16 protein-coding genes and 2 pseudogenes are annotated in these 18828 nt (G+C 71.1%); 5 read left to right on the forward strand and 13 right to left on the reverse strand.

Features of this window, described 5'->3' with window-relative positions; all coding sequences use genetic code 11:
* Positions 1-117: 117 nt before the first annotated feature.
* The 6 genes from AB0F77_RS25940 to AB0F77_RS25965 all read right to left on the reverse strand — a co-directional run bounded on the left by AB0F77_RS25940 (position 118) and on the right by AB0F77_RS25965 (position 10430).
* Entirely contained in the window at positions 118-279 is a 162-nt protein-coding gene (locus AB0F77_RS25940; protein ID WP_361953275.1) for a hypothetical protein, read from the reverse strand.
* A 41-nt stretch (positions 280-320) separates the two neighbouring features.
* Entirely contained in the window at positions 321-1322 is a 1002-nt protein-coding gene (locus AB0F77_RS25945) for a hypothetical protein (protein ID WP_361953278.1), read from the reverse strand.
* A 13-nt stretch (positions 1323-1335) separates the two neighbouring features.
* Positions 1336-4254, reverse strand: coding sequence for an NHLP bacteriocin export ABC transporter permease/ATPase subunit (locus tag AB0F77_RS25950; RefSeq protein WP_361953281.1), 2919 nt, complete (start codon positions 4252-4254; stop codon positions 1336-1338).
* A complete protein-coding gene (locus AB0F77_RS25955; protein ID WP_361953284.1) occupies positions 4254-6446 on the reverse strand; it encodes an NHLP family bacteriocin export ABC transporter peptidase/permease/ATPase subunit in 2193 nt (730 codons plus the stop codon). The genes AB0F77_RS25950 and AB0F77_RS25955 overlap by 1 nt, the downstream gene beginning before the upstream one ends.
* A gap of 1 nt (position 6447) precedes the next feature.
* Positions 6448-7251, reverse strand: a complete 804-nt coding sequence (locus AB0F77_RS25960; RefSeq protein WP_361953287.1) for an HlyD family efflux transporter periplasmic adaptor subunit — start codon at positions 7249-7251, stop codon at positions 6448-6450.
* Between the two features lie 353 nt (positions 7252-7604).
* Complete coding sequence (locus tag AB0F77_RS25965) at positions 7605-10430, reverse strand: AAA family ATPase (RefSeq protein ID WP_361953290.1); 2826 nt, start codon at positions 10428-10430, stop codon at positions 7605-7607.
* A gap of 457 nt (positions 10431-10887) precedes the next feature.
* Between AB0F77_RS25965 and AB0F77_RS25970 the strand changes: the two genes are divergently transcribed.
* Positions 10888-11232 (forward strand): hypothetical protein, encoded by a 345-nt coding sequence (locus AB0F77_RS25970; RefSeq protein WP_361953293.1) that lies wholly within the window; start codon positions 10888-10890, stop codon positions 11230-11232.
* 85 nt (positions 11233-11317) lie between these two features.
* Here AB0F77_RS25970 and AB0F77_RS25975 read toward each other — a convergent pair whose 3' ends face one another.
* Positions 11318-11719: a hypothetical protein gene (locus AB0F77_RS25975; protein ID WP_361953296.1), complete on the reverse strand. Its 402-nt coding sequence runs from the start codon at positions 11717-11719 to the stop codon at positions 11318-11320.
* Between the two features lie 103 nt (positions 11720-11822).
* On the opposite strand from AB0F77_RS25975, the pseudogene AB0F77_RS25980 reads away from it, so the two are divergent.
* Positions 11823-11972: pseudogene (locus AB0F77_RS25980) on the forward strand (FCD domain-containing protein); the annotation flags it as partial.
* Between the two features lie 51 nt (positions 11973-12023).
* Here the strand turns inward: AB0F77_RS25980 and AB0F77_RS25985 are convergent.
* Entirely contained in the window at positions 12024-12875 is an 852-nt protein-coding gene (locus AB0F77_RS25985) for an NAD(P)H-binding protein (protein ID WP_361953299.1), read from the reverse strand.
* 116 nt (positions 12876-12991) lie between these two features.
* Positions 12992-13873 (reverse strand): SDR family oxidoreductase, encoded by an 882-nt coding sequence (locus AB0F77_RS25990; protein ID WP_361953302.1) that lies wholly within the window; start codon positions 13871-13873, stop codon positions 12992-12994.
* A gap of 86 nt (positions 13874-13959) precedes the next feature.
* Here AB0F77_RS25990 and AB0F77_RS25995 point away from each other — a divergent pair, with 86 nt between their 5' ends.
* Positions 13960-14538, forward strand: coding sequence for a helix-turn-helix domain-containing protein (locus AB0F77_RS25995; RefSeq protein ID WP_361953305.1), 579 nt, complete (start codon positions 13960-13962; stop codon positions 14536-14538).
* A 67-nt stretch (positions 14539-14605) separates the two neighbouring features.
* Here AB0F77_RS25995 and AB0F77_RS26000 read toward each other — a convergent pair whose 3' ends face one another.
* The 4 genes and pseudogenes from AB0F77_RS26000 to AB0F77_RS26015 all read right to left on the reverse strand — a co-directional run bounded on the left by AB0F77_RS26000 (position 14606) and on the right by AB0F77_RS26015 (position 16427).
* Positions 14606-15274 (reverse strand): response regulator transcription factor, encoded by a 669-nt coding sequence (locus AB0F77_RS26000; protein WP_361953308.1) that lies wholly within the window; start codon positions 15272-15274, stop codon positions 14606-14608.
* Positions 15275-15358: 84 nt separating this feature from the next.
* A pseudogene (locus tag AB0F77_RS26005) lies at positions 15359-15493 on the reverse strand (two-component sensor histidine kinase); the annotation flags it as partial.
* A gap of 38 nt (positions 15494-15531) precedes the next feature.
* Entirely contained in the window at positions 15532-15756 is a 225-nt protein-coding gene (locus AB0F77_RS26010) for a hypothetical protein (protein WP_361953311.1), read from the reverse strand.
* A gap of 65 nt (positions 15757-15821) precedes the next feature.
* Positions 15822-16427, reverse strand: coding sequence for a cysteine hydrolase (locus AB0F77_RS26015; protein ID WP_361953314.1), 606 nt, complete (start codon positions 16425-16427; stop codon positions 15822-15824).
* Positions 16428-16544: 117 nt separating this feature from the next.
* Between AB0F77_RS26015 and AB0F77_RS26020 the strand changes: the two genes are divergently transcribed.
* The gene (locus AB0F77_RS26020; RefSeq protein ID WP_361953317.1) at positions 16545-17045 is read left to right on the forward strand and encodes a MarR family transcriptional regulator; all 501 of its coding nucleotides are present in this window, start codon (positions 16545-16547) and stop codon (positions 17043-17045) included.
* The gene (locus tag AB0F77_RS26025) at positions 17042-18664 is read left to right on the forward strand and encodes a DHA2 family efflux MFS transporter permease subunit (protein WP_361953320.1); all 1623 of its coding nucleotides are present in this window, start codon (positions 17042-17044) and stop codon (positions 18662-18664) included. The genes AB0F77_RS26020 and AB0F77_RS26025 overlap by 4 nt, the downstream gene beginning before the upstream one ends.
* The last annotated feature ends 164 nt before the right edge of the window (positions 18665-18828 follow it).

An 18828-nucleotide genomic window follows, 5' to 3' on the forward strand; every position in this document is an offset into this window, starting at 1 on the left:
ACCCCCACGGGGCGTCCCCGCGGGGGGGGTGGGGGGGGGGGGGGGGGGGGGCGGTCGGGTCGGTCCCCCCCGGGGGGGGCCCCCCCCCCGGGGGGGCCCCCCCGGCCCTCCTCCGTTCTACAGGTAAGGCGGGTAGGACACCTGTCCGCCGTCGCCGGCGTCGACGTTGTCCAGTTCCTCCGCGGTCAGTTCGTCTCCGGGGCCGCCCTCCGGGGCCGGCTCTTCGCCGGTCGTCCGGATCTCCTCGGCCCCTGCCTCCGGGTTCTCTTCCGCTGCCATGGTGTGGTGTCCTTTCAGTGCCGGAGCCTCGGAGGGCTCTCTCATACGACGGAAATCGGGGCCTCGCTGTACGCGAGGACCTTGGCCTTGCCGCCCGATCGGGCGAGGGGGATGTACGTCATGAACATTTCGAGGCGGTCGATGGTGAACTTCTCCGCCTGCGCTCCACCGGGTCTGCCGAACAGAGCCGCGTCGTTGCTCCCCGCGCGCAGGGTGGCCTTGGACTTGGCGTTCTTCGCCGTGAGGTGATCGGTGACGGTGATGGCCGTGAAGGCGACCACGCCTCCGTCGGTGGTCCTCAGGGCGTAGGTCTCGGGGAGGTCGGAGCGTACGTTCCTCGTCAGGGTGACGCCGCGCTCGCCGAGCACTTTGCGTCCGAGGACGTAACCGTTGCCCAGGACGTCGTCGAGGGCGGTGCTGGGGAGGAACGCGTCCTTGCCGGACAGCCCCCGCACGTAGTGCTCGGTGACGGCCCGTCCCACCTTGTCGGGTGCGAGGAGCAGGTCGTCGGCCGACGTCACGGACATCGCCGCGCCGGCGGCGTCGAGCGCGAACGGCCCGACCTGCTCCTGCTGGATGGGCGTCAGCGCGTAGGCCGCCCGGAAGGAGCCGGAAGGTCCCGTCCTGACGAAGACGTTGTACGTGGGCTGCGTGGACGGCACACCCCCGACCACGCGCTGCGAGACGGACAGGAACCATGTGGTCCGGCCCGTCCCGGACGGTACGAAGACCTCCGTCTTCGTATGGGTGATGTGCGGGATCTTCTGGTGCAGCGTCCTGCTGACGGTCATGAGCGCCTGGCTCGACGTGCGCAGCGGTGTCGTCTCCACGGCCGCGAGGCCCGGCGGGTCGAGAGCCGCGTTCACCTTGTTGTTGCCCTGCTCGTACGCCCGTACGGCGGCGACCGCCTGAGCGTCGGTGACGACCGGGGACGAGGGGTGACCGGCCCCACCGGTCCGCCCCGTCTGCGAGCCGCACCCGACGAGCAGGGCCGAGCAGGCGAGCAGCCGGCACAGGTGTCCGTACCGTCTTCGTGTGTTCATGCGTGTGGTTCCTTCACTGCATCTGGCGGTGGACGAGTTGGTGGAAGAGCCCGGCGGAGTCGGCCAGCAGCTCCCCCGGAGGGCCGTACTGGACCACGCGCCCCTGCGACAGGACGATGATCTTGTCGGCGTCCATGACCGTGGACAGCCGGTGGGCGATGACGATGCGGGTGGCCTTCAGCTGCTTGGTGGCTCTCGTCACGATCTGCTGGGTGGCGTTGTCGAGCGCGCTGGTGGCCTCGTCGAAGAAGAGCATGCGCGGCCGGCGGATGAGGGCGTGCGCGATGGCGAGCCGTTGCCGCTGGCCTCCCGACAGGGTGGAGGTGTCGCCGATGTAGGTGTGCATGGTCATCGGCATGGCTTCGATGTCCTCGCGCAGACCGGCGAGTTCGGCGGCCTCCCAGGCTTCGTCCAGTGAGTAGTTCAGCCCACCGGTGATCGCCTGGAGTATGGATCCGTTGGAATGCTGCACCTGTTGGAGCACCACACCGCACTGCCGTCGTACGGCGCCGCTGTCCAGGGAGGACAGGTCCTGCCCGTCGTACAGCACCGTCCCCGCGTCCGGTTTCTCGAAGCCGAGCAGCAGACGCAGCAGGGTCGACTTGCCGGATCCGCTCGCGCCGACGACCGCGAGGAACTCACCGGGCCGTACCCGGAAGGAGACGCCGTCCAGGACGGGCGGCAGGTTCCTGGCGTATCCGAAGGTGAGGTGGCTGACTTCGATGTCGCCCGACAGTTCACCGGGGGCCGTGCTGCTGTCCGACGACTCCATGAGTTCGGTGAGGATCGGCTGAAGGCGCAGGAACATCGGGATCACGGCGATGGCCGATGTGATGCCGCCGGTCACCTGGGCCAGGGAGGTGAGCATCAGCGTCAGGGACGCGTTGTAGGTGAGGAATCCGGGGATCGAGATGGCGTCGGGCGTGTTCGACGTCGTCACGAAGAACACCAGCAGGCACAGGGGTGGAAAGCCCGCGTTGAACACCGTGATGGCGTTCTGGTGGCGGCCGATGCGCTTCTGCATGTCCTTCTGCTGCGAGAAGGTCGCCGCCCAGTCCGCGTAGGCCCTGCCCTCGGCCGCGGCGACCCGAAGCTTGGGCAGCCCGCGCAGCATCTGGAAGACCTTGTCGGTCAGCCGGTATCCCTGGAGGAGGGACTTGGTCTGCCAGGTCATCTGCGCCTTGGCCAGCAGGGCGAACGTGGCCATGCCCACGGCTGCGAAGACCGCGGCGAGCAGGCCGAGGGGAACGCTGATCCACAGCAGCACGCCGAAGTTCACCAGGGCGACGGCGGCGTGATAGGGGACGGAGGAGCTGATCCCCATGAGGGTGGCGCGGATGTCGGACACGCCGAGGGCGGCCCGCGAGAGCTCACCGGTCGACCAGCGTTTGAAGAATCCCGCGGGCAGCCTCAGCAGCCGGTCCCAGACCAGGGTCTGCAGGGTGGCTTCGAAGCGGCCCTCCAGCCGGAGCAGCGCCAGGTTCTGGATGATGCCGAAGGCCGCCGAGGCCGCGACCGCCATCAGGATGACGGCCGAAGCCTGAATGATCATGGTGTTCTCGGCGTTCGGCACAAAACGCCCCAGGACGATGCCGGTGCCCACCGGCACGAGGGTGCTCAGGGCGACGGCGATCAGCATGGTGACGACGACGGCCCTGATGTCGCCGCCCGCGCCGCGCAGACCGGCGCGCACCAGGGCCCGCTTCCCGATCGGCCCCTCGGGCAGCGGCCGGTACAGCATGACGGCCTGGGGCGCGACGACGGGGGCGGTCCGCCTGTCGACGACGGTCACCGACCCCGACACCGGGTCGACCGCCTCGTACCCGCCCCTGCGCCACAGCAGGGCCACCGGGGCGCGGGTCTCGGCGACGTGGCCGATCAGCGGGCCGATGTTCCGGCGCCACCACCTGCCGTCGAGCGCGACGACCCGGCTGCGCAGGCGCGAGTGCCGCGCCCATTGCTCGATGGGGCCCGTCTGCAGCGGTGGCGCGGGTGTCTCGTGCCGCGGTACGTCGATGCCCATGGCCTGGGCGACGATCCGGCAGGCCGCGGTCGTCGCGTCCTCGTCGGGCAGCACGAGCCGGGACAGGGCGTGTCCGCTCGTTCCGAGGGCTCCGCCCAGCAGACGATCGGCCTGTGCCGCCGCCGCGAGGTTGGCCTTCCGGCCGGCGTTGATCCGGCGTTCCTCGTGCTGTCTGCGCCTCTCGACGGCACGGCCGCCCATGCGGAGCAGGCGGTCCTCCAGGAGCCGTGCCACGGGCCACAGCCGGGCCGGGTCGGGGAAGTCCCGCAGCGTGTGCACGCGTACCCGGGCGGCCGTCGTCGCGGTGATCCAGTCGCGCCTGCCCAGTATGAGGATCTCGCCCCGGGTGAAGCCCGGCGCGTCCTGGTCGTCGCTGATGCGGACCTCGCCGGAGACGACCTCCAGCCAGACCGGGCCGTCGACCGGGCGGGCGCACAGGTTATCGGCGAGGGCGGCCTCCGTGCCGGGCTCCAGCGTCTCGAACTCCTGGGGCGGCAGTCCCTCGCGGACGAAGCCCATCAGGAGGGAGAGCCCCCGGCCGATGCCCTCGGTCAGCGCCTCCAGGGCAGGCTCGTTCTCCCCCGGCGGGCCGATCGCGGCGGACACTTCGTGCAGGGGGATCCTGGAGAGCCTGGACCCGGGCAGCGGTCGTACGACGAGCTCGGGGCCGAGGCCGGGCGGCGGGGACAGGAAGGCGGTTCCCGAGGGGACGCGGCCCACGTGGTGCCAAGGGCCGTCATGCCCTTCCACGACGAAGAGGTCGAGTTCCCCTGACCTCACGAGCCACAGCGTCCCCTGCTCGTGCAGGGAGACCCGGTGGACGGAGCGATCGGTCTCCTGGCCCAGGTCGGCCAGGGCGCTCAGCTCGCGGGGAGCGTTCCTGGTGTGGTCGAGCCGTGTCAGCTCCATCAGTGCTCCCTGATCAGCTGGGAGTACCGCCCTGCCGCGGAGATGAGTTCCTCGTGCTCGCCGCTCTCGACCATCTGTCCCTTTTCCAGCACGATGATCTGATCGCTGTCGCGGATCGTGCTCAGGCGGTGGGCCACCACGACGATCGCGCACCCGCGGCGCCGCAGACTGTCCGTGATCCGGCCCTCGACCTCGGCGTCCAGCGCGCTGGTGGCTTCGTCCAGGACCAGGAGCGCGGGATTGCGCACCAGGGCCCTGGCGATCTCGAGCCGCTGGCGCTGTCCCCCGGAGAAGTTCCGCCCGCCCTCCTCGACCTTGCTGTGGATGCCTCCGGGACGGGCCGACACCAAGTCGTAGGCGTGCGCGTCCTTCAGGGCGGCCACGACGTCGTCGTCCGGTACGGACGGATCCCACAGGGTGAGGTTGTCGCGGACCGTTCCTTCGAACAGGAAGATGTCCTGGTCCACGAAGGCGACGGACGAGCCGAACACCAGGTCGTCGATCTCGTGCCGTGGTGTTCCGTCGATCGTGATGTCGCCCGTCCACGGTTCGTACAGGCCCGAGAGCAGGCGCGTCACCGTCGACTTCCCGCTGCCCGAACCTCCCACGAGCGCGACCTGTTCGCCCGGCCCCACGGAGAAGGACAGCGCGCGCAGCAGGGGCGGGGCGAGCGGGCTGTAGCCGAACGTCACCTCGGAGAAGATGAGGTGTCCGGTCAGTCTGCGCGGCGACCGCTTCGGGTCGGCGACCGGCCGGCGTTCGACGGCGGGGAAGTTCTCCACGTCGCGCAGCCTGGTCAGCTGCACCGCGAAGTCCTGTACCCGCCCTGCCACGTTGGTGAGCTGGCCGATAGGAGCGGTGAACGCGGTGACCAGGGCCTGGAAGGCCAGCAGAAGACCCACGGAGATGTGTCCGGCGGCGGCTTGCAGGCCCCCCAGGAGAAGGATGAGCGTGCTGTTGAGGGCCGCCAGTGTCGGCACCACCACGGCGAGCATCGCCATCGGGGTGTCCACCTGCTGCTGGCCCGAGACGAGTTTCGCGTGTTCGCCGGACCACCTGCGGAAGTGCTCGTCCTCGGCCCCGGTGGCCTTCAGCGTCTCGATGCGCTGGACGCCGCTGTAGGAGGTGGTGAGGAAGGAAGCGCGGTCGGCCGTGAGCCGGTTGACGCCGTCGGCGCGGGCCTTCGCCGTGAGCCGTACCGCGAGGATGTTCACCGCGGCCACGGCGACGCACAGACAGGTGAGCCACGCGCTGTACGTCCACATCAGTGCCGCGTACAGCACGATCACCACCGCGTTGATCGCGACGGCCGAGAGGTCGTTCGCGAGTGTCAGGGCGACGGCGTCGTTGGACTGCATGCGGTTGGTGATGTCGGCGGCGCTGCGCTGCGCGTAGAAGCCGATGGGCAGCCGCAGCAGATGCTGCAGGAAGCGGGAGCTCGCGAGTGTGGCGCTGACGATCCGCAGGCGCAGCAGGAAGGACTCCCTCAGCCCGGTGAGCAGGGCCGCCGCGACGATGGTGGCCGTCATCAGGACGAAGAACGGCACGCGGATCGACAGGTCGTGGCCGACCAGCGCGGTGTCCACGAAGGCGCGGGTGTAGGCGGGGAGCGCCACGCCCGTCACCACCAGCAGGAGGCTGGCCACGAACGCCCACACGAGCAGCAGACCGCTGCCGTGCAGCCGGCTCGACAGACCGACCAGGCGCCCCGGGGGGCGGCCGCCCGGCCGGAACCCGGGGCCGGGGCGGAGGACGAGGGCGATACCGGTGAAGGACTCGTCGAACTCCGCGGCGGAGACCGAACGGTGTCCGTACGCCGGGTCGTTGAGGTGGACGACGTCCTTGCCCCGCCGCCGGCTCACGCCTTCGAGGACGACGAAGTGGTTGAACTCCCAGAACAGGACGGCGGGGAGCTGCCCGGCTTCGATGCGGTCGAGTTCGGTCCTGACGCCCCTGGCCTCAAGCCCGTACTCCCCCGCCGCCTTGATGATGTTCGACGCCTTGGCGCCGTCCCGGGAGACGCCGCAGGCGACGCGCAGTTCCTCCAGCGGAACGTGGCGGCCGAAGTGGAGCAGCACCATGGCCAGGCACGCGGCCCCGCACTCGACTCCCTCCATCTGCAGGACCGTTTCGGTCTTCACCCGTCCGCCCGGTCCGGTACCGCGGCGACGTCCGATGGGCCGTCCCCACATCTCAGGCCACCACCCAGTTCACGGGCTTGATGGGCGGCAGGTGGATCGCCGCGCTGACGAGGGTGCGCGAGTCGATCTGGAACGGCGGGCCCGCCGTGGTGGACCAGGTGAATCCGCTGGTGGTCGAGCCGGAGGCGATCTTCACCGTGATCGCGAACGGCTGTCCGTGCGCGGTGAAGCGCTGTCCGAGCTGTCGGTCGCCGAGGAAGTCGGTGACCTGGGCCTCCGTCTGGGGGAACTGGCCGATCGACTGAACGGTCCCGCGCAGTACGCCGAATTGGGTGGAGGGGGCGGAGGCGACGGTGAGGTCCACCTGGCTTCCGATGTGGATGAGGCCCGCCGACGCCTGCGGCACGTACACCATCGCGACGAGCGGGTCGCCGGCGCCGTCGATCCGTTCGATGACGGCCAGTTCGGTGCCCCGGGAGACGACCGACCCGACGCTTCCGGCCGAGCTGATCAGGCGACCTCCGGTGACGGCCCGGACGGTCTCGACACGACCGCCGCTCTGCACGGTGAACAGCGGAGTGTCCACCGGGAAGACCGAGCCGGGAACGACGAAGACGCTGGTGATCTGGCCGGCATAGGGGCTCTGCAGATAAACGCTTCCCCCGGCATGGGTCAGAATCCCCGATGCCGTCGTCTGGCGGGAGATGGCGCCGGTGACGGCCCACACGGCTCCCGCGACGACGAGCAGGGCCACCGCGGTCAGCGACATCAGGCTGCGCGGGAGCGCCAATTGGATCGGGGCGTCCATCTTCGTGGGCTGTTGGAGCTTGGCCAGGGCTTGCGGCCGGAATTTCATGGTTCGACTACCTCAGGTATCGGCCGTGCCGCACACGGACGGGAATCCTGGAACACGTTCACAGGGGGCGCGGCAATCAATGAGTGAAGCGCGCCGACTTGTTCATGGAGCCAGATCCGTCAAGGCCAGTCAATGCGCGGACGACTACCTAGGGGCATTCTTATCGGTAGCGGTCGCCACTCGTTTCGGCATCGTGTCGCGCATTTCGGTTCCCTGGGCGGAGGGTTCACCATGCCGTGCTCGACATGGGGGCGCGAGGCCGGGCACAACTGCCCTGCGGGCATCGCGTGCATGACGGGGTGATCCCGATACGGAGACCGTCCGCCGGTCCCGTGCGACTGTTTCTCCGGGCGTCAGGCGGCCCGGTCGCCCGCCGGCCGTGCTTTCCCGTCGATTTGGGCATCGATGGCGAGTGCGGCGGGCAGCGCGCTTCTGCCGTCGATGCCCAGCTTTCGGTAGGTGTTCGTGAGATGGATTTCCACCGTCCGCAGTTGCAGGAACAGAAGTCCGGCTATCTCACGGTTCTTCTTGCCCTGCGCGGCGAGGACGGCGACCCTGCGCTCCGACTCCGTCAGGCTGGCCGCCCCCGCGGGGCGGGAGCGCGGGACGCGTCCCCCCATGTCGACGATCTCGCGGCTGATGGCCTTCGTGAGCTGAGGGTCGTCGATCGTCGTCGAGGACTCGTAGGCCTCCCGCAGAACCTGCCGGGCCACGCCGGTCTCCCCCGCCCTGTGCAGCGCCCTGCCGTGCTCGAACAGAACCCTCACCAGCATCAGGCGGTCATCGCTGCCGCGCACCAGCTCGGTCAACTCCTCCAGGAGCGCCGGAGCGTCGGCCTCCTCGGTGACGGCGACCCGGGCCAGGACTCCAGCGGCCAGCGGACCCGGAGCGCCCCATCGGCGGGCCGACGCCAGGTGTTCGCCGATCCCGGCGACGGCGTCGTCCGTGCGCCCGAGGCCGCCGAGGGCCACGGCCTTGTCCAGGCGCCAGTCGAGCAGGGCCCGGTTGCGCGCACCGTCGGCGGCCAGGGCGCCCTCGGCGACCTCCAGGTCCTTCACCGCGCCGTCGGCGTCACCCGTCGCCATGCGGAACCGGGCTCTTGCCGTGGCGAAGTGCGCGAACGTCTCGGAGGTCGGCGAGATCTCGCACTGGGCCTCCAGCATCCGCAGCATCGCCGCCGCTTCGTCCACGGCGGCCGTCGCCAGATGCAACTGCACGGCCCGGGACATGAGTTCGCGCTCCAGGACGGTGGTACGGGCGGGATCCCACTCCTTCAGCGCGGCCAGGCCGTCCCCGATGTACGCCTGCGCCTTGCCGAGTTCGCCCGTCCGGTGATGGACGCACGCGAGGATGTGCGAAGCCGCCGCGTGCAGCGGCTTGACGTTCTGGCTCTCCGCGGCGTCCCGCAGTGCCTCGCCGTAGCGCAGCGCCATGCGCAGTCGGCCCGCGGCGACCAGGACCCTGACGACCGCCAGTTGGGCGACCAGTCTTCCCGCGCCCCGTCCGAGGAGGGTGGCGAGGACCTCCTGCGCGAGTGCGGTGGCCTCCTGCGCGGACATGCTGCCCGTGACCGTACCGGCCAGCGCCTCGTACGCCAGCGAGAACACGCACGTCGGATACTGCGGGACGGACTCGTCCCCGTGTTCCCACCGCACCGGCTCGGCGTGGCCCGGCAGATGCAGGAGACGTCGCAACCTGTCCAGGGTCGACCGGTGGACGTCGTCCGCATGCCGGTGGATCAGCGTCAGTTCCTCCTCGCACCCGGCGAGGGCGAGGAGGACGAAGAGGTCCACGTCCACGAACTCGCACGCCGCCCGCGGGGACAGTTCGAGTGCTTGGCGCAGGTGGCCGAGGGCGTCGGCCATGTCGTGGGGGGCCAGGGTGGCGGCGAGGTCCATGAGCGCCCGCGTGCGGTCCTCGTCGGACAGCGGCTCGACCAGAACCCTCTTCAGGCACGCCACACGAAGATCCGGCAGGTCACGCTCCCTGGCGTCGTGAGCGGCGCTCAGGAGCGTCTTCACGACCCAGGTTCCGGCGAGGGGCTGGCTGGTCCCGACGATGTGCCGTGCCACGGTGGTGGCCGCGGCGCCCTCCTGGTGCAGCAGGCTCGCCGCCTGGGCGTGCACCGCGTCGAGGACGGCGGGGCAGCACTCGCTCAGCACGGAGTTGCGTACCAGCGGTTGGGTCAGGGCCATCCTGTCGTTGTCGAACGTGAGGAAGCCCAGCCTGCGCATCGCGTGACAGCTCTCCGCGACCGTCGCCAGGTCGACTCCGGTGATGTGGGTGACGCTGCGGACGGTCGCGTCCCCGTCCAGGGCCGCGATGATCCGCAGGATGGTGAACGCCTCGTCCGAGACCCGGCGCGTACGCACCCTCATGGACATCGCGAGGACGTCCGCCGACAACTCCCCCAGCACGGGGGCCGACGCGGCGTCGGCGGGGATGCCCCGGCTGTCGAGGAGCCGGGCGAGCGTGTGCAGGAGCAACGGGTTCCCTGCGGTCGCCCGCATCGCCGCTTCGACGAACTCGGCGTCGCGCGGTCCGCCCAGGACGTCGGCGAGCACGGACCCCACGGCCTCCTCACCGAGGGGACGGAGCTGGACGAGCCGGGAACTGCTGCTGACCAGCTCTTCCAGGAGTTCGGGAGCGGCACCGGGAACGCCGTCGCAGACGGAGCCGACGACGAGCAACGGCAACGTGCTCAGGCTTTCCAGGAGCAGGTTCAGCCAGACCATGGAACCGCGGTCCATCCAGTGCACGTTGTCGATCACGAACACCTGGGGCCTGGGGCTGCCGGCGGAGACCAGTTGGCAGGTCGCCTGAGCCAGGGCGTGCGGGGTCCAGGGCGGGTTCGTCCCGGGCCCTTCCGCCACGCCGAGGGCCTCGGACGGCAACGCCTGCCGCGCCTCCGCCGGCAGGGACGCGAACAACGACTCCAGGAGCCTGCGGGCGATGTTGTCCTGCACGTGGTGCTCGGCGTAACTGGCACGGACCTGGGCCGCGTCGAAGCCCGACGCACGGGCCCGGTCGGTCACGCTGTCGAGCAGCGCGCTCTTGCCCACCCCCGCCTCGCCGTGCACCACGACGAATCCACCGCGTCCGGCAGCGGCCTTCTCCAACGCCTTCCAGCACGCGGAAAGGGCAGGACCACGTTCGTGGAGGGAGATGGTGTCGACCATGGCGCTTCCCAACAATTGAACGACGTGCTGCCACCGGAGGGCCGAACGCGGGCCCCGGGCAGTCGCCTTGAAGGATTCCGGGCTGCACTCCACAACCCGGTTGGATGGCGGAGCCATTGGCACACCCATCGGGGTGGACCCGCCGTCACCAAGATCCAGGAGCATGTCCGGTCATTGGATCACGCGTGACGGCGATCGACAAATCACTCCGCGATCACTCCCGATCGTGCTGGTCAGGACCACTTTCCAAGTGACGGTCAGGGGTGACGGAGACCGCTAGCCACATACCGAAACACCTGACGGGGCACCGAAATCGACAGCCGCCGGAACCGATAAGAATGCCCGTTCACACCGTGTTCCGATTGACCTTCATCAGCCTTCTCTGGCTCCATGATTCGGAGCAGCACTGCCCACCTCCGAGAAGCGGCAGGGCAGGACGAGGAGAAGGGTGCGGCATATGGAACCCCCGCAGTTGCCGGAATTCATCGACCGCTACACCCACATTCTGACGATGGCGTGGTCGAGCCGGAGGTTCTCACAACGGCTACTGACCGCACCGCATTCGGTACTCTCCGAGCACGGCCTGGGTGTCGCTCCCGACGCGACGGTGGAAATCGTTCAGGCGACGGACGACGAATACGACCTCACGGCCCAGTTCGACATATGGAGGAAGGGGTTTCGTACCGGCCACTTCGTCCTGCGCCTGCACGCACGTCCGCGATCGGAGTGGACGGAACTGAGCGTCGCGGAGCTGGGCGATCTGGCCGGAGGCGTCAACGCGCTCCGCCACCAGGCCGGTTGAGGAAGACGACGGCTCCTCTCGGGCACGCGGTTGCGCGGATTGCGTTCGTGACGGGGGAACGTCGGTCGGCGCCGTTCATGGCGCGTCAGCTGTCGTGGTCGTTCCGGCTGATGCCGTGGGTGACGGCGGTCGCGGAGAGGGCCACGCTCGCCCAGGCCACCATGCCGTGGTGTGCCGCCCTGCACACGAAATGGTCGGCGAGGCTCTTAACGAGGACGTGTCCGCGGCCGTGCTCGTCGTCCGGCATCGACTCCGCGGGGGACTCCGCGCTCCGCCCGTGGTCGATCACGGCGACCTGGGCGAGGTCGTCGGTCGTCTCGGCCGGCAGACCCCACTGGCGGCACTTCCTGACGACCTGGGAGCACGCCTCGTGCGGTGTTCCGCGGCTCCGGCCCGGGAGCCGCCACGCCGCGCATGCGGACGACTGCGGAACGGGGCGGACGACCGACGCCTCCGCGCGCGGGTCGAGTTCGGGTCTCGCGTTCATGACTGGTGTGCTTCCGTCTTCTGAAAGCCCACGGCCCCGTCCGAAGGCGTTCCGGGAGAGCTGAACAAGAGGGGCGGGGGTCCCTGTCGATCGCGGGGCGGCGGGAGGCTCGGCGCGGGAGTACGACGAGATCTTCGCCGCCATCCGCGCCCGGGACCCGGAGGAGGCCGAACGCGCGTCCCGCCGCCATGTCCGCACCGCGGCGGAGGCGGCGCTCGAGGCGGCGGAACTGCTGGAGTCCAGGCAGCCCTGAACCGCAGGACACGGCGACCGCCTCTCGAGAGGCGGTGGCGCCGCCGTTCCGTCACCCCCGGAAGTCGTCGGCGTGGTCGGCGGCCCACTGGGCGTAGGTGTGCGCCGGCCCGCCGGTGATCTTCTCGACGACGGCGGAGGTCGTGACCGGGACGCCGTCGGCGGCGGCCCATTGGCCCACGATCGCCCCGGCCACGATCGGGGACATCGTCCTGGCGATGTCCGCGCGGGCCTCCTCGTCCGAGACGTGTTCGATCCGGATGGCGCGGCCGATGGCCTCACCGATGTGCTCGACCTGGCGTCGCAGGGTCAGGGACTCGGCACCGTGGACGGTGTACGCCTGGTGCGTGTGGCCCGGTTCGGTCAGGGCGGTCACCGCGAGTGCCGCGAGGTCCTTCTCGTGCACCGGTGCCGACTGCGCGAGGGGACGGGGAAGGCGGACGACGTTGTCGGTGCGGATCGATTCGGCCCACCAGGTGCGGGTGTTGGTGGCGAACGTCCCCGGCCTGAGGAACGTCCAGTCCATGCCGGACCGTTGGACGGCGTGCTCGATCGTGCGGTTCAGACGGGGCACCGGGTGGTCGGCGTCGGGGTCCAGGACCGACACCGACGAGAGCAGAACCGCCTGCCGGATGCCCGCGGCGGTGGCCGCCGCGACGACCTTCTCGATGTCGTAGGGCCGTTGGGGGTCGAGCATTCCGTAGAGGAACACCTTGTCGGCGCCGTCGAACACCGCGGGAAGCGTCTCGGGACGGTCCAGGTCGGCGACGGCCGTCTCCGACCCGGGCCCCGAGGCCGCGACCTGGGTTCTGTTGACGGCCCTGACCCGCTCACCGGCTGCCAGCAGCCCATCGACCACATGACGACCCACGTTGCCGCGGGCGCCGAGAACAACTGCCACCATGACGGAACCTCCTGTTGATGGGGGTGGGGGGGGCTTACGCCTTGATCGGGGTGGGGGGCTTTCACCGTCGGCGCGAGCGCCGTGAGCGGGACTGCCCGGTTCGTTCCGGTCCCGGGTCAGGGCCGGATGTTCTCCAGGTCCTCCAGGAGGCCCGGGTGCTTCGGCTCCCAGCCGAGGGCCTGCCGGGTGTGGGCGCTGGAGGAGGGCTGGTCGTTCGCGAAGATCGGGCCGAGCGGGCCGTAGGTCTCCGACGGCACCGACTCGACCGGCAGGCCAAGGCGTCGGCCGATGACCTCGGCGATGTCCCGCACCCTGACCCCCTCGTCGGCCACGGCGTGCCAGGAGCTGCCGGCCGGCGCCGACTCCAGGGCGAGCCGGAGGAGGACCGCCGCGTCGAGCGCGTGCACGGCCGGCCAACGCTGTGCGCCGTCGCCCGGGTGGCCGGACACCCCGGTCCGGCGTGCGATGTCGGTCAGCAGACCGGCGAATCCGCCCGTGCCCCGGTGGTGAACCGTGCGCGGCATGCGTACGGCCGTGCTCCGGACCCCGCGCGAGGCCAGGCCCAAGGCCGCCGTGACCGCACGACCGCGCCCGCCGACCGGCCCGTCGGTCGACACCGGATCGGCCTCGGTGGAGGCGCGGCCCGGCACGGCGGGCGTACCCGAGACGGTCACGAAGGGGCGGTCGCTGCCGACGAGTTCCGCACCGAGGGCCGCGAGGGCGGCGCTCTCCTCGGCGACGGCCTTCGCGAGGGCGGCGGGGCCGCTGAAGTCGTGGGCGAACGCCAGATGGATCACCCCGTCGGCCCGGGCGGCTCCGGCACGAAGGACGTCCAGGTCGGCAAGGGCTCCCCGGAGCGGCTCGGCGCCGGCCGCCTCGGCGGCCCGTGCGGACGCGTCGGAGCGGGCGAGTGAGCTGACGGTGTGGCCGTTGCCGAGCAGTTCGGCGACGACGGCGGAGCCGATCAGGCCGGTGCCACCGGTGACGAAGACGCGCATGGAGCTCTCCCCGCAAGTGATGGGACTCTTGTCCCGTCACATTAGCAGGGTGACGGGACAAGAGTCCCATCACGTATGATCGGCCCATGGGTCGATGGGAACCAGGGGCGCGCGAACGCCTCGTCGTGGCCGCTGTCGACCTGTTCACCGAGCAGGGGTACGACGCCACGACGGTCGCGCAGATCGCCGAGCGCGCCGGGGTCACCAAGAGCACGTTCTTCCGGCACTTCCCCGACAAGCGCGAGCTGCTGGTGGCCGGTCAGGAGACGCTGAGCAAGCTGCTGACCGAGGGGATCGCCGAGGCGCCCGGCGACGCCAGTCCGCTGGAGGCGGTCGCCGCCGGTCTGGAGCGCGCGTCGAGCGCGATGGGTCCCGTGAACCGGGAGCTCGCCCCCCGGCTGAAGGCGGCCGTGGCGGCCAGCGCCGAGCTCCAGGAGCGTGACGCCCTCAAGACCGTCAGCCTGGCGGCCGCGATGACAGCCGCCCTGATCGCCCGCGGCGTCCCCGACCCGACCGCGGCTCTCGCGGCCGAACTGGGCGTCCTCGCCTTCAAGCGGGGGTACGCCGAATGGTCCGAGGGCGATCACGGTGCCGACGACGCGTTCGCCGGGTACCTCCGGGCGGCCCTGGACGAACTGCGCACGGCGAGCGCGTCATTGGGCTGACCCGACCGTCGCTCGGTCGTTCCGGCCGGGGTGCCGCTGTTCCGGCCGTCACCGGGGTGCCGCCGCCTCACCGTGTTCCGCGGACCGCTCCGTGTTCCCAGGCCCAGGCCGCCACCTCCACGCGGTTACGGGCCTTGATCTTGGTCTGGACCCGTCCCAGGTACGTCTTCACCGTCGACAAGGACAGGAACAACTCGGCGCCGATCTCCTGGTTCGTGCGCCCCACGGCCACCAGACGCACGATGTCCAGCTCGCGCTCGCCGAGTCCGGCACCGTCCGGGACCCGGGGCGGTGGTGCCGCCGCTTCCAACCGTTGCAGGAGCCGTACGGTGACCGCCGGGGAGACGCGGGCGTCGCCCCGTGCCGCCGCGTGCACCGCCTCCACCAGGAGGGCGGGGGACGCGTCCTTGAGCAGGAAACCGCACGCGCCGTTGCGCAGCGCGGTCCGCACGTAGTCGTCCTGGTCGAAGGTGGTGATCACGACGACGTTCATCGGATCGCTCACCCCGGGCCCCGCAAGCTGTCGCACGACCTCGAGGCCGTCCAGCCGCGGCATACGGATGTCGGCCGGCACGACATGGGGACGCAGCCGGCGCGCGAGTTCGACGCACTCCACGCCGTCGGCCGCCTCGCCGATCACTCGGATCCCGGGCTGCACACCCAGGATCAGGCTGAATCCCATCCGTACCAGTTCCTGGTCGTCGGCGATCACGACGTCGATCCGGGGTTCGGTCATGGGCCGTTCCTCTCACAGGGCCGCGCCGCGTCGCGGTGGCCCGGGCAGTCGTCCCGAGTGTGCCGGGCGCGCCCCGGGGGCGGGTCACTTCCCCGCGAGGGGCAGGGCGGCGGCGACTTCCCAGCCGCCGGGCAGCGGTCCGGCGCGCAGGGTGCCGTCGACGGCCTCGATGCGTTCCTGGAGTCCGAGCAGGCCGAAGCCGCCCCGGCCGCCTGCCGGTGTGTGCGTCCTGTGGCGCGCGGCGGTGTTGGTGACGGTCACCCACAGGTGCTCGGCTCCGGCGTCCGGTCGGGGTCCTGGCGCTGCTCGGCCGTCGTGCGTGGGCCCTGCCCGCCTGGATCGAACGCGTCCTGCCCCACGTCGACGTCGAGGGCGAGAAGCTGCCCGAGGCACGGGGCGCCACCGCCACCGCTGCCGGCGTACGGCCTCAGGAGGCGCAGGAGGCGCAGGAGTTCAGCTCCCGCCACCGACCCCACCGCCACGGCCCGTCCCGACGGGGGCGGGCCGGGTGGCGGGGCAGGCCGGTCGGCGGGGCAGGCCGGGTGGGTCACTCCTGGGCGGCTGCCTCTTCGGCGGCGGCCTCGAAGGCGGTGACGTCGAGGATGTCGGCCTGCATCGGCAGGACCGACTCCATCAGCGTCCGGTGGAGCTGCGGGTCGGGGTCGGCGCAGACGTCGCTCAGGACCAGCAGGCGGTAGTCGCGGTCGGCGGCCTCGCGCACGGTGGACAGGACCACGCCGCTGGTGAAGACACCGCCGAGGACCAGGGTGTTGATGCCCTGTTCCCGCAGGAACGGGTCGAGCGAGGTGGTGCTGAAGGCGCCGACGCGGGTCTTGGTGACCGTGTGCGCCGCGCCGCCCGAGCGCAGCACGGGGTGGACGTCGTTCTCCGGCTCCGTCGCGGCCAGCGCACCGGCCTCGGCCACGGGCGCGAAGGCCTTGTTGTGGGAGGGCACGGCCGCGTGGTCCTCGGGTGTGAAGGCGACGCGCACGTGGACCTCCCGGATGCCGGCCGCCAGGGCGGCGCGCTGGGCGCGCTGGGCGCCCTCCAGGATGCGGTCCGGCTCGGGAAGGGCCTCCAGCAGGGAGTGCTGGAGGTCCATGAGCACCAGCGCGGTCCGCGCGGGGATCAGGGCGGGGGTCTTACCGGACAAGGGGCTTTCCTTCGTCATAGGGGGCTTCGCGGGGGTCGCCGTGGCGGCCACCGGGAGGAGGTTTACTCCAGCGCCGTTTATTACAGCACTGGACAATCGTGTAGTGTAATAAATGTGATGAGCGATGAACAACTCGGCTGGCTCAGCCCCGACGAACTGCGGATCTTCCGCGCCTTCAACCGCGCGTGGGAAGCGGTGGCCGCGCGCCTCGACGCCGACATGGAGGGCGAGGCGAACCTCCCGCGCACCTACTTCGACATCCTGTGGCGGCTGCGCCGCGCGCCGGACCGGTCGCTGCGGATGAGCCGGCTGGCGGAGATCACCCACTCCAAGTCCAGCCGGATCACCCATGCCGTCGGCCGTCTGGAGGCGGCCGGGCTGGTGCGCCGCGAAGTGCCGGCGGGCGACCGGCGCGGCTGGCTGGCCGTACTGACCAACGAGGGGCTGGAGCGGGTGGAGCAGGCGGCACCCGTCTATGCGCGCAGTGTGCGCGAGCACGTCCTCGGCCCGCTGAGCGACGAGGCGCGCGGCCGGCTCACGGCCATCGGCGAAACACTCCTCGCCCATCTCGACCCGGAGGCGCTCCCCGGCGCCGGGGACAAGGAAGGAAGGCCATGACCACCCCCCTCACCCGGACACCCGCCCGGTCCCCCGCGTCCGGGACGGGTCCCGCGCCCCGCCTGTGGCAGATACAGGTCGTCGCCGGGCTCGGGGGGTTCCTCGCCGGCGTCAACACCTCCACCATGGACGTCGCCCTGCCCACGGTCAGCCGCCACTTCGGCTCCTCGGCCTCCACCGCGTCCTGGACCCTGCTGTCCTACATGCTCGTCACCACGGTGCTGGTGTTCGTCTTCGGGCGGGCCGCCGACCTGATCGGCCGCCGCCGCATGTATCTGGCGGGCACCGCCCTCCTCACGGCCGGCAGTCTGCTGTGCGGCCTGGCACCCGGCATCGCCTGGCTGATCGTCTTCCGCTGTGTGCAGGCCGTCGGCGCCGCCGCGCTGCTGTGCAACATCACCGCGCTGATCACCGACGCCTTCCCCGCCCGCCGGCTGCCCACCGCCCTGGGCGTCAACGTCACCGTCGCCGCGCTCGCCCAGGTCCTCGGCCCGGCCCTCGGCGGCGCCCTGGCCTCCGGCCTCGGCTGGCGCGCGGTCTTCTGGTTCAACGTCCCCATCGGCGTGGCCGGACTGATCTGGGCGGGCATGATCCTGCGCCCCGGTGCCCCGCGCGCCGAACGCGAACCCTTCGATCATCTCGGCGCCGTCCTGTCGGCCCTCGCGCTCGGCGGTCTGATCCTGGCCCTGTCCGAGGGCGGTGCCCTGGGCTGGAGCAGTGTGCCGGTCGTCGCCGGTCTGGCGCTCTTCGCCGTCTTCACCCCCCTCTTCCTGGCCGTCCAGGCCCGCCGCCGCCACCCGCTGGTGGATCTGGGCCTGTTCGCCGACCGCGCCCGCAGCATGGCCTACCTCGCGCTGTTCTTCATGGCGATGGCCTACTTCGCCGTCGTCCTGCTGATGTCGCTCTACCTCCAGGCCGCCTCCGGCATGCCGCCCTACCGGGCCGGCCTCCACGTCCTGTACGTCGCGCTGGCCATGGCCGCCGCGTCCCCCGCCGCGGGCCGGCTCCGTGGCCGCTTCGGCGCACGCGCCCTCTCCAGCGCCGGACTCGTCCTGGCCGCGGCCGGGCTGTTCGCGCTGTCCGCGCTCATCCGGCCCGACATGAACAGCACCGCGCTCGCGGTGTGCCTGCTGGCCGTCGGCGCCGGGGTCGGCCTCTTCATGACCCCCAACACCAGCTCCATCATGGGCTCGGTGCCAGCCGAGCGGCGCGGCGTCGCCAACGGGGTCCGCCAGACCGCGCAGAACGCCGGATACGCGGTCAGCACCGCGCTCGCGCTGGCCATCGCGACCAGCGGACTGCCGGGTCCCACCAAGCAGGCCGCCTACGCCGGCACGGTCTCCAGCCTCGCGCCGCACACCATGGACGCCCTCACCACCGGCTACAAGTGCGCGCTCCTCAGCCTCGGCACCACCTGCGTCCTCGCCCTCGTCGCCTCACTCGCCCGCGGCCGCGACACCTCCCCGGCCGGCACCGTGACACGACGGGGCCGGACGGCCGTACCGCCGGCTCCGGATGACGACGTCGCCCCTGACTGGACCGAGGCGAACGTCGACCGCGTCGACGCCGCCCGCGACGCGTACGACACCGCACGGGACAGCCGCACCGGCACAGGGTGAATCCCCGGGGCGCTTCCTCGCTCGGTCCGTGAAGCGGATGACGGGTTCGAGGACGTGTCCGGACCGGGCGGCGGGCACCGCCTCGTGGAGCCGGTCCGGGCCGTGGAAGCGGACGAGGCAGTCGTACGGCAGCCGGCCCTGGCGGTGCAGTTCGACCAGTGCCG

Origin of the sequence: Streptomyces sp. NPDC026672 (assembly GCF_040638185.1) — a bacterium.
Lineage (GTDB): Bacteria > Actinomycetota > Actinomycetes > Streptomycetales > Streptomycetaceae > Streptomyces.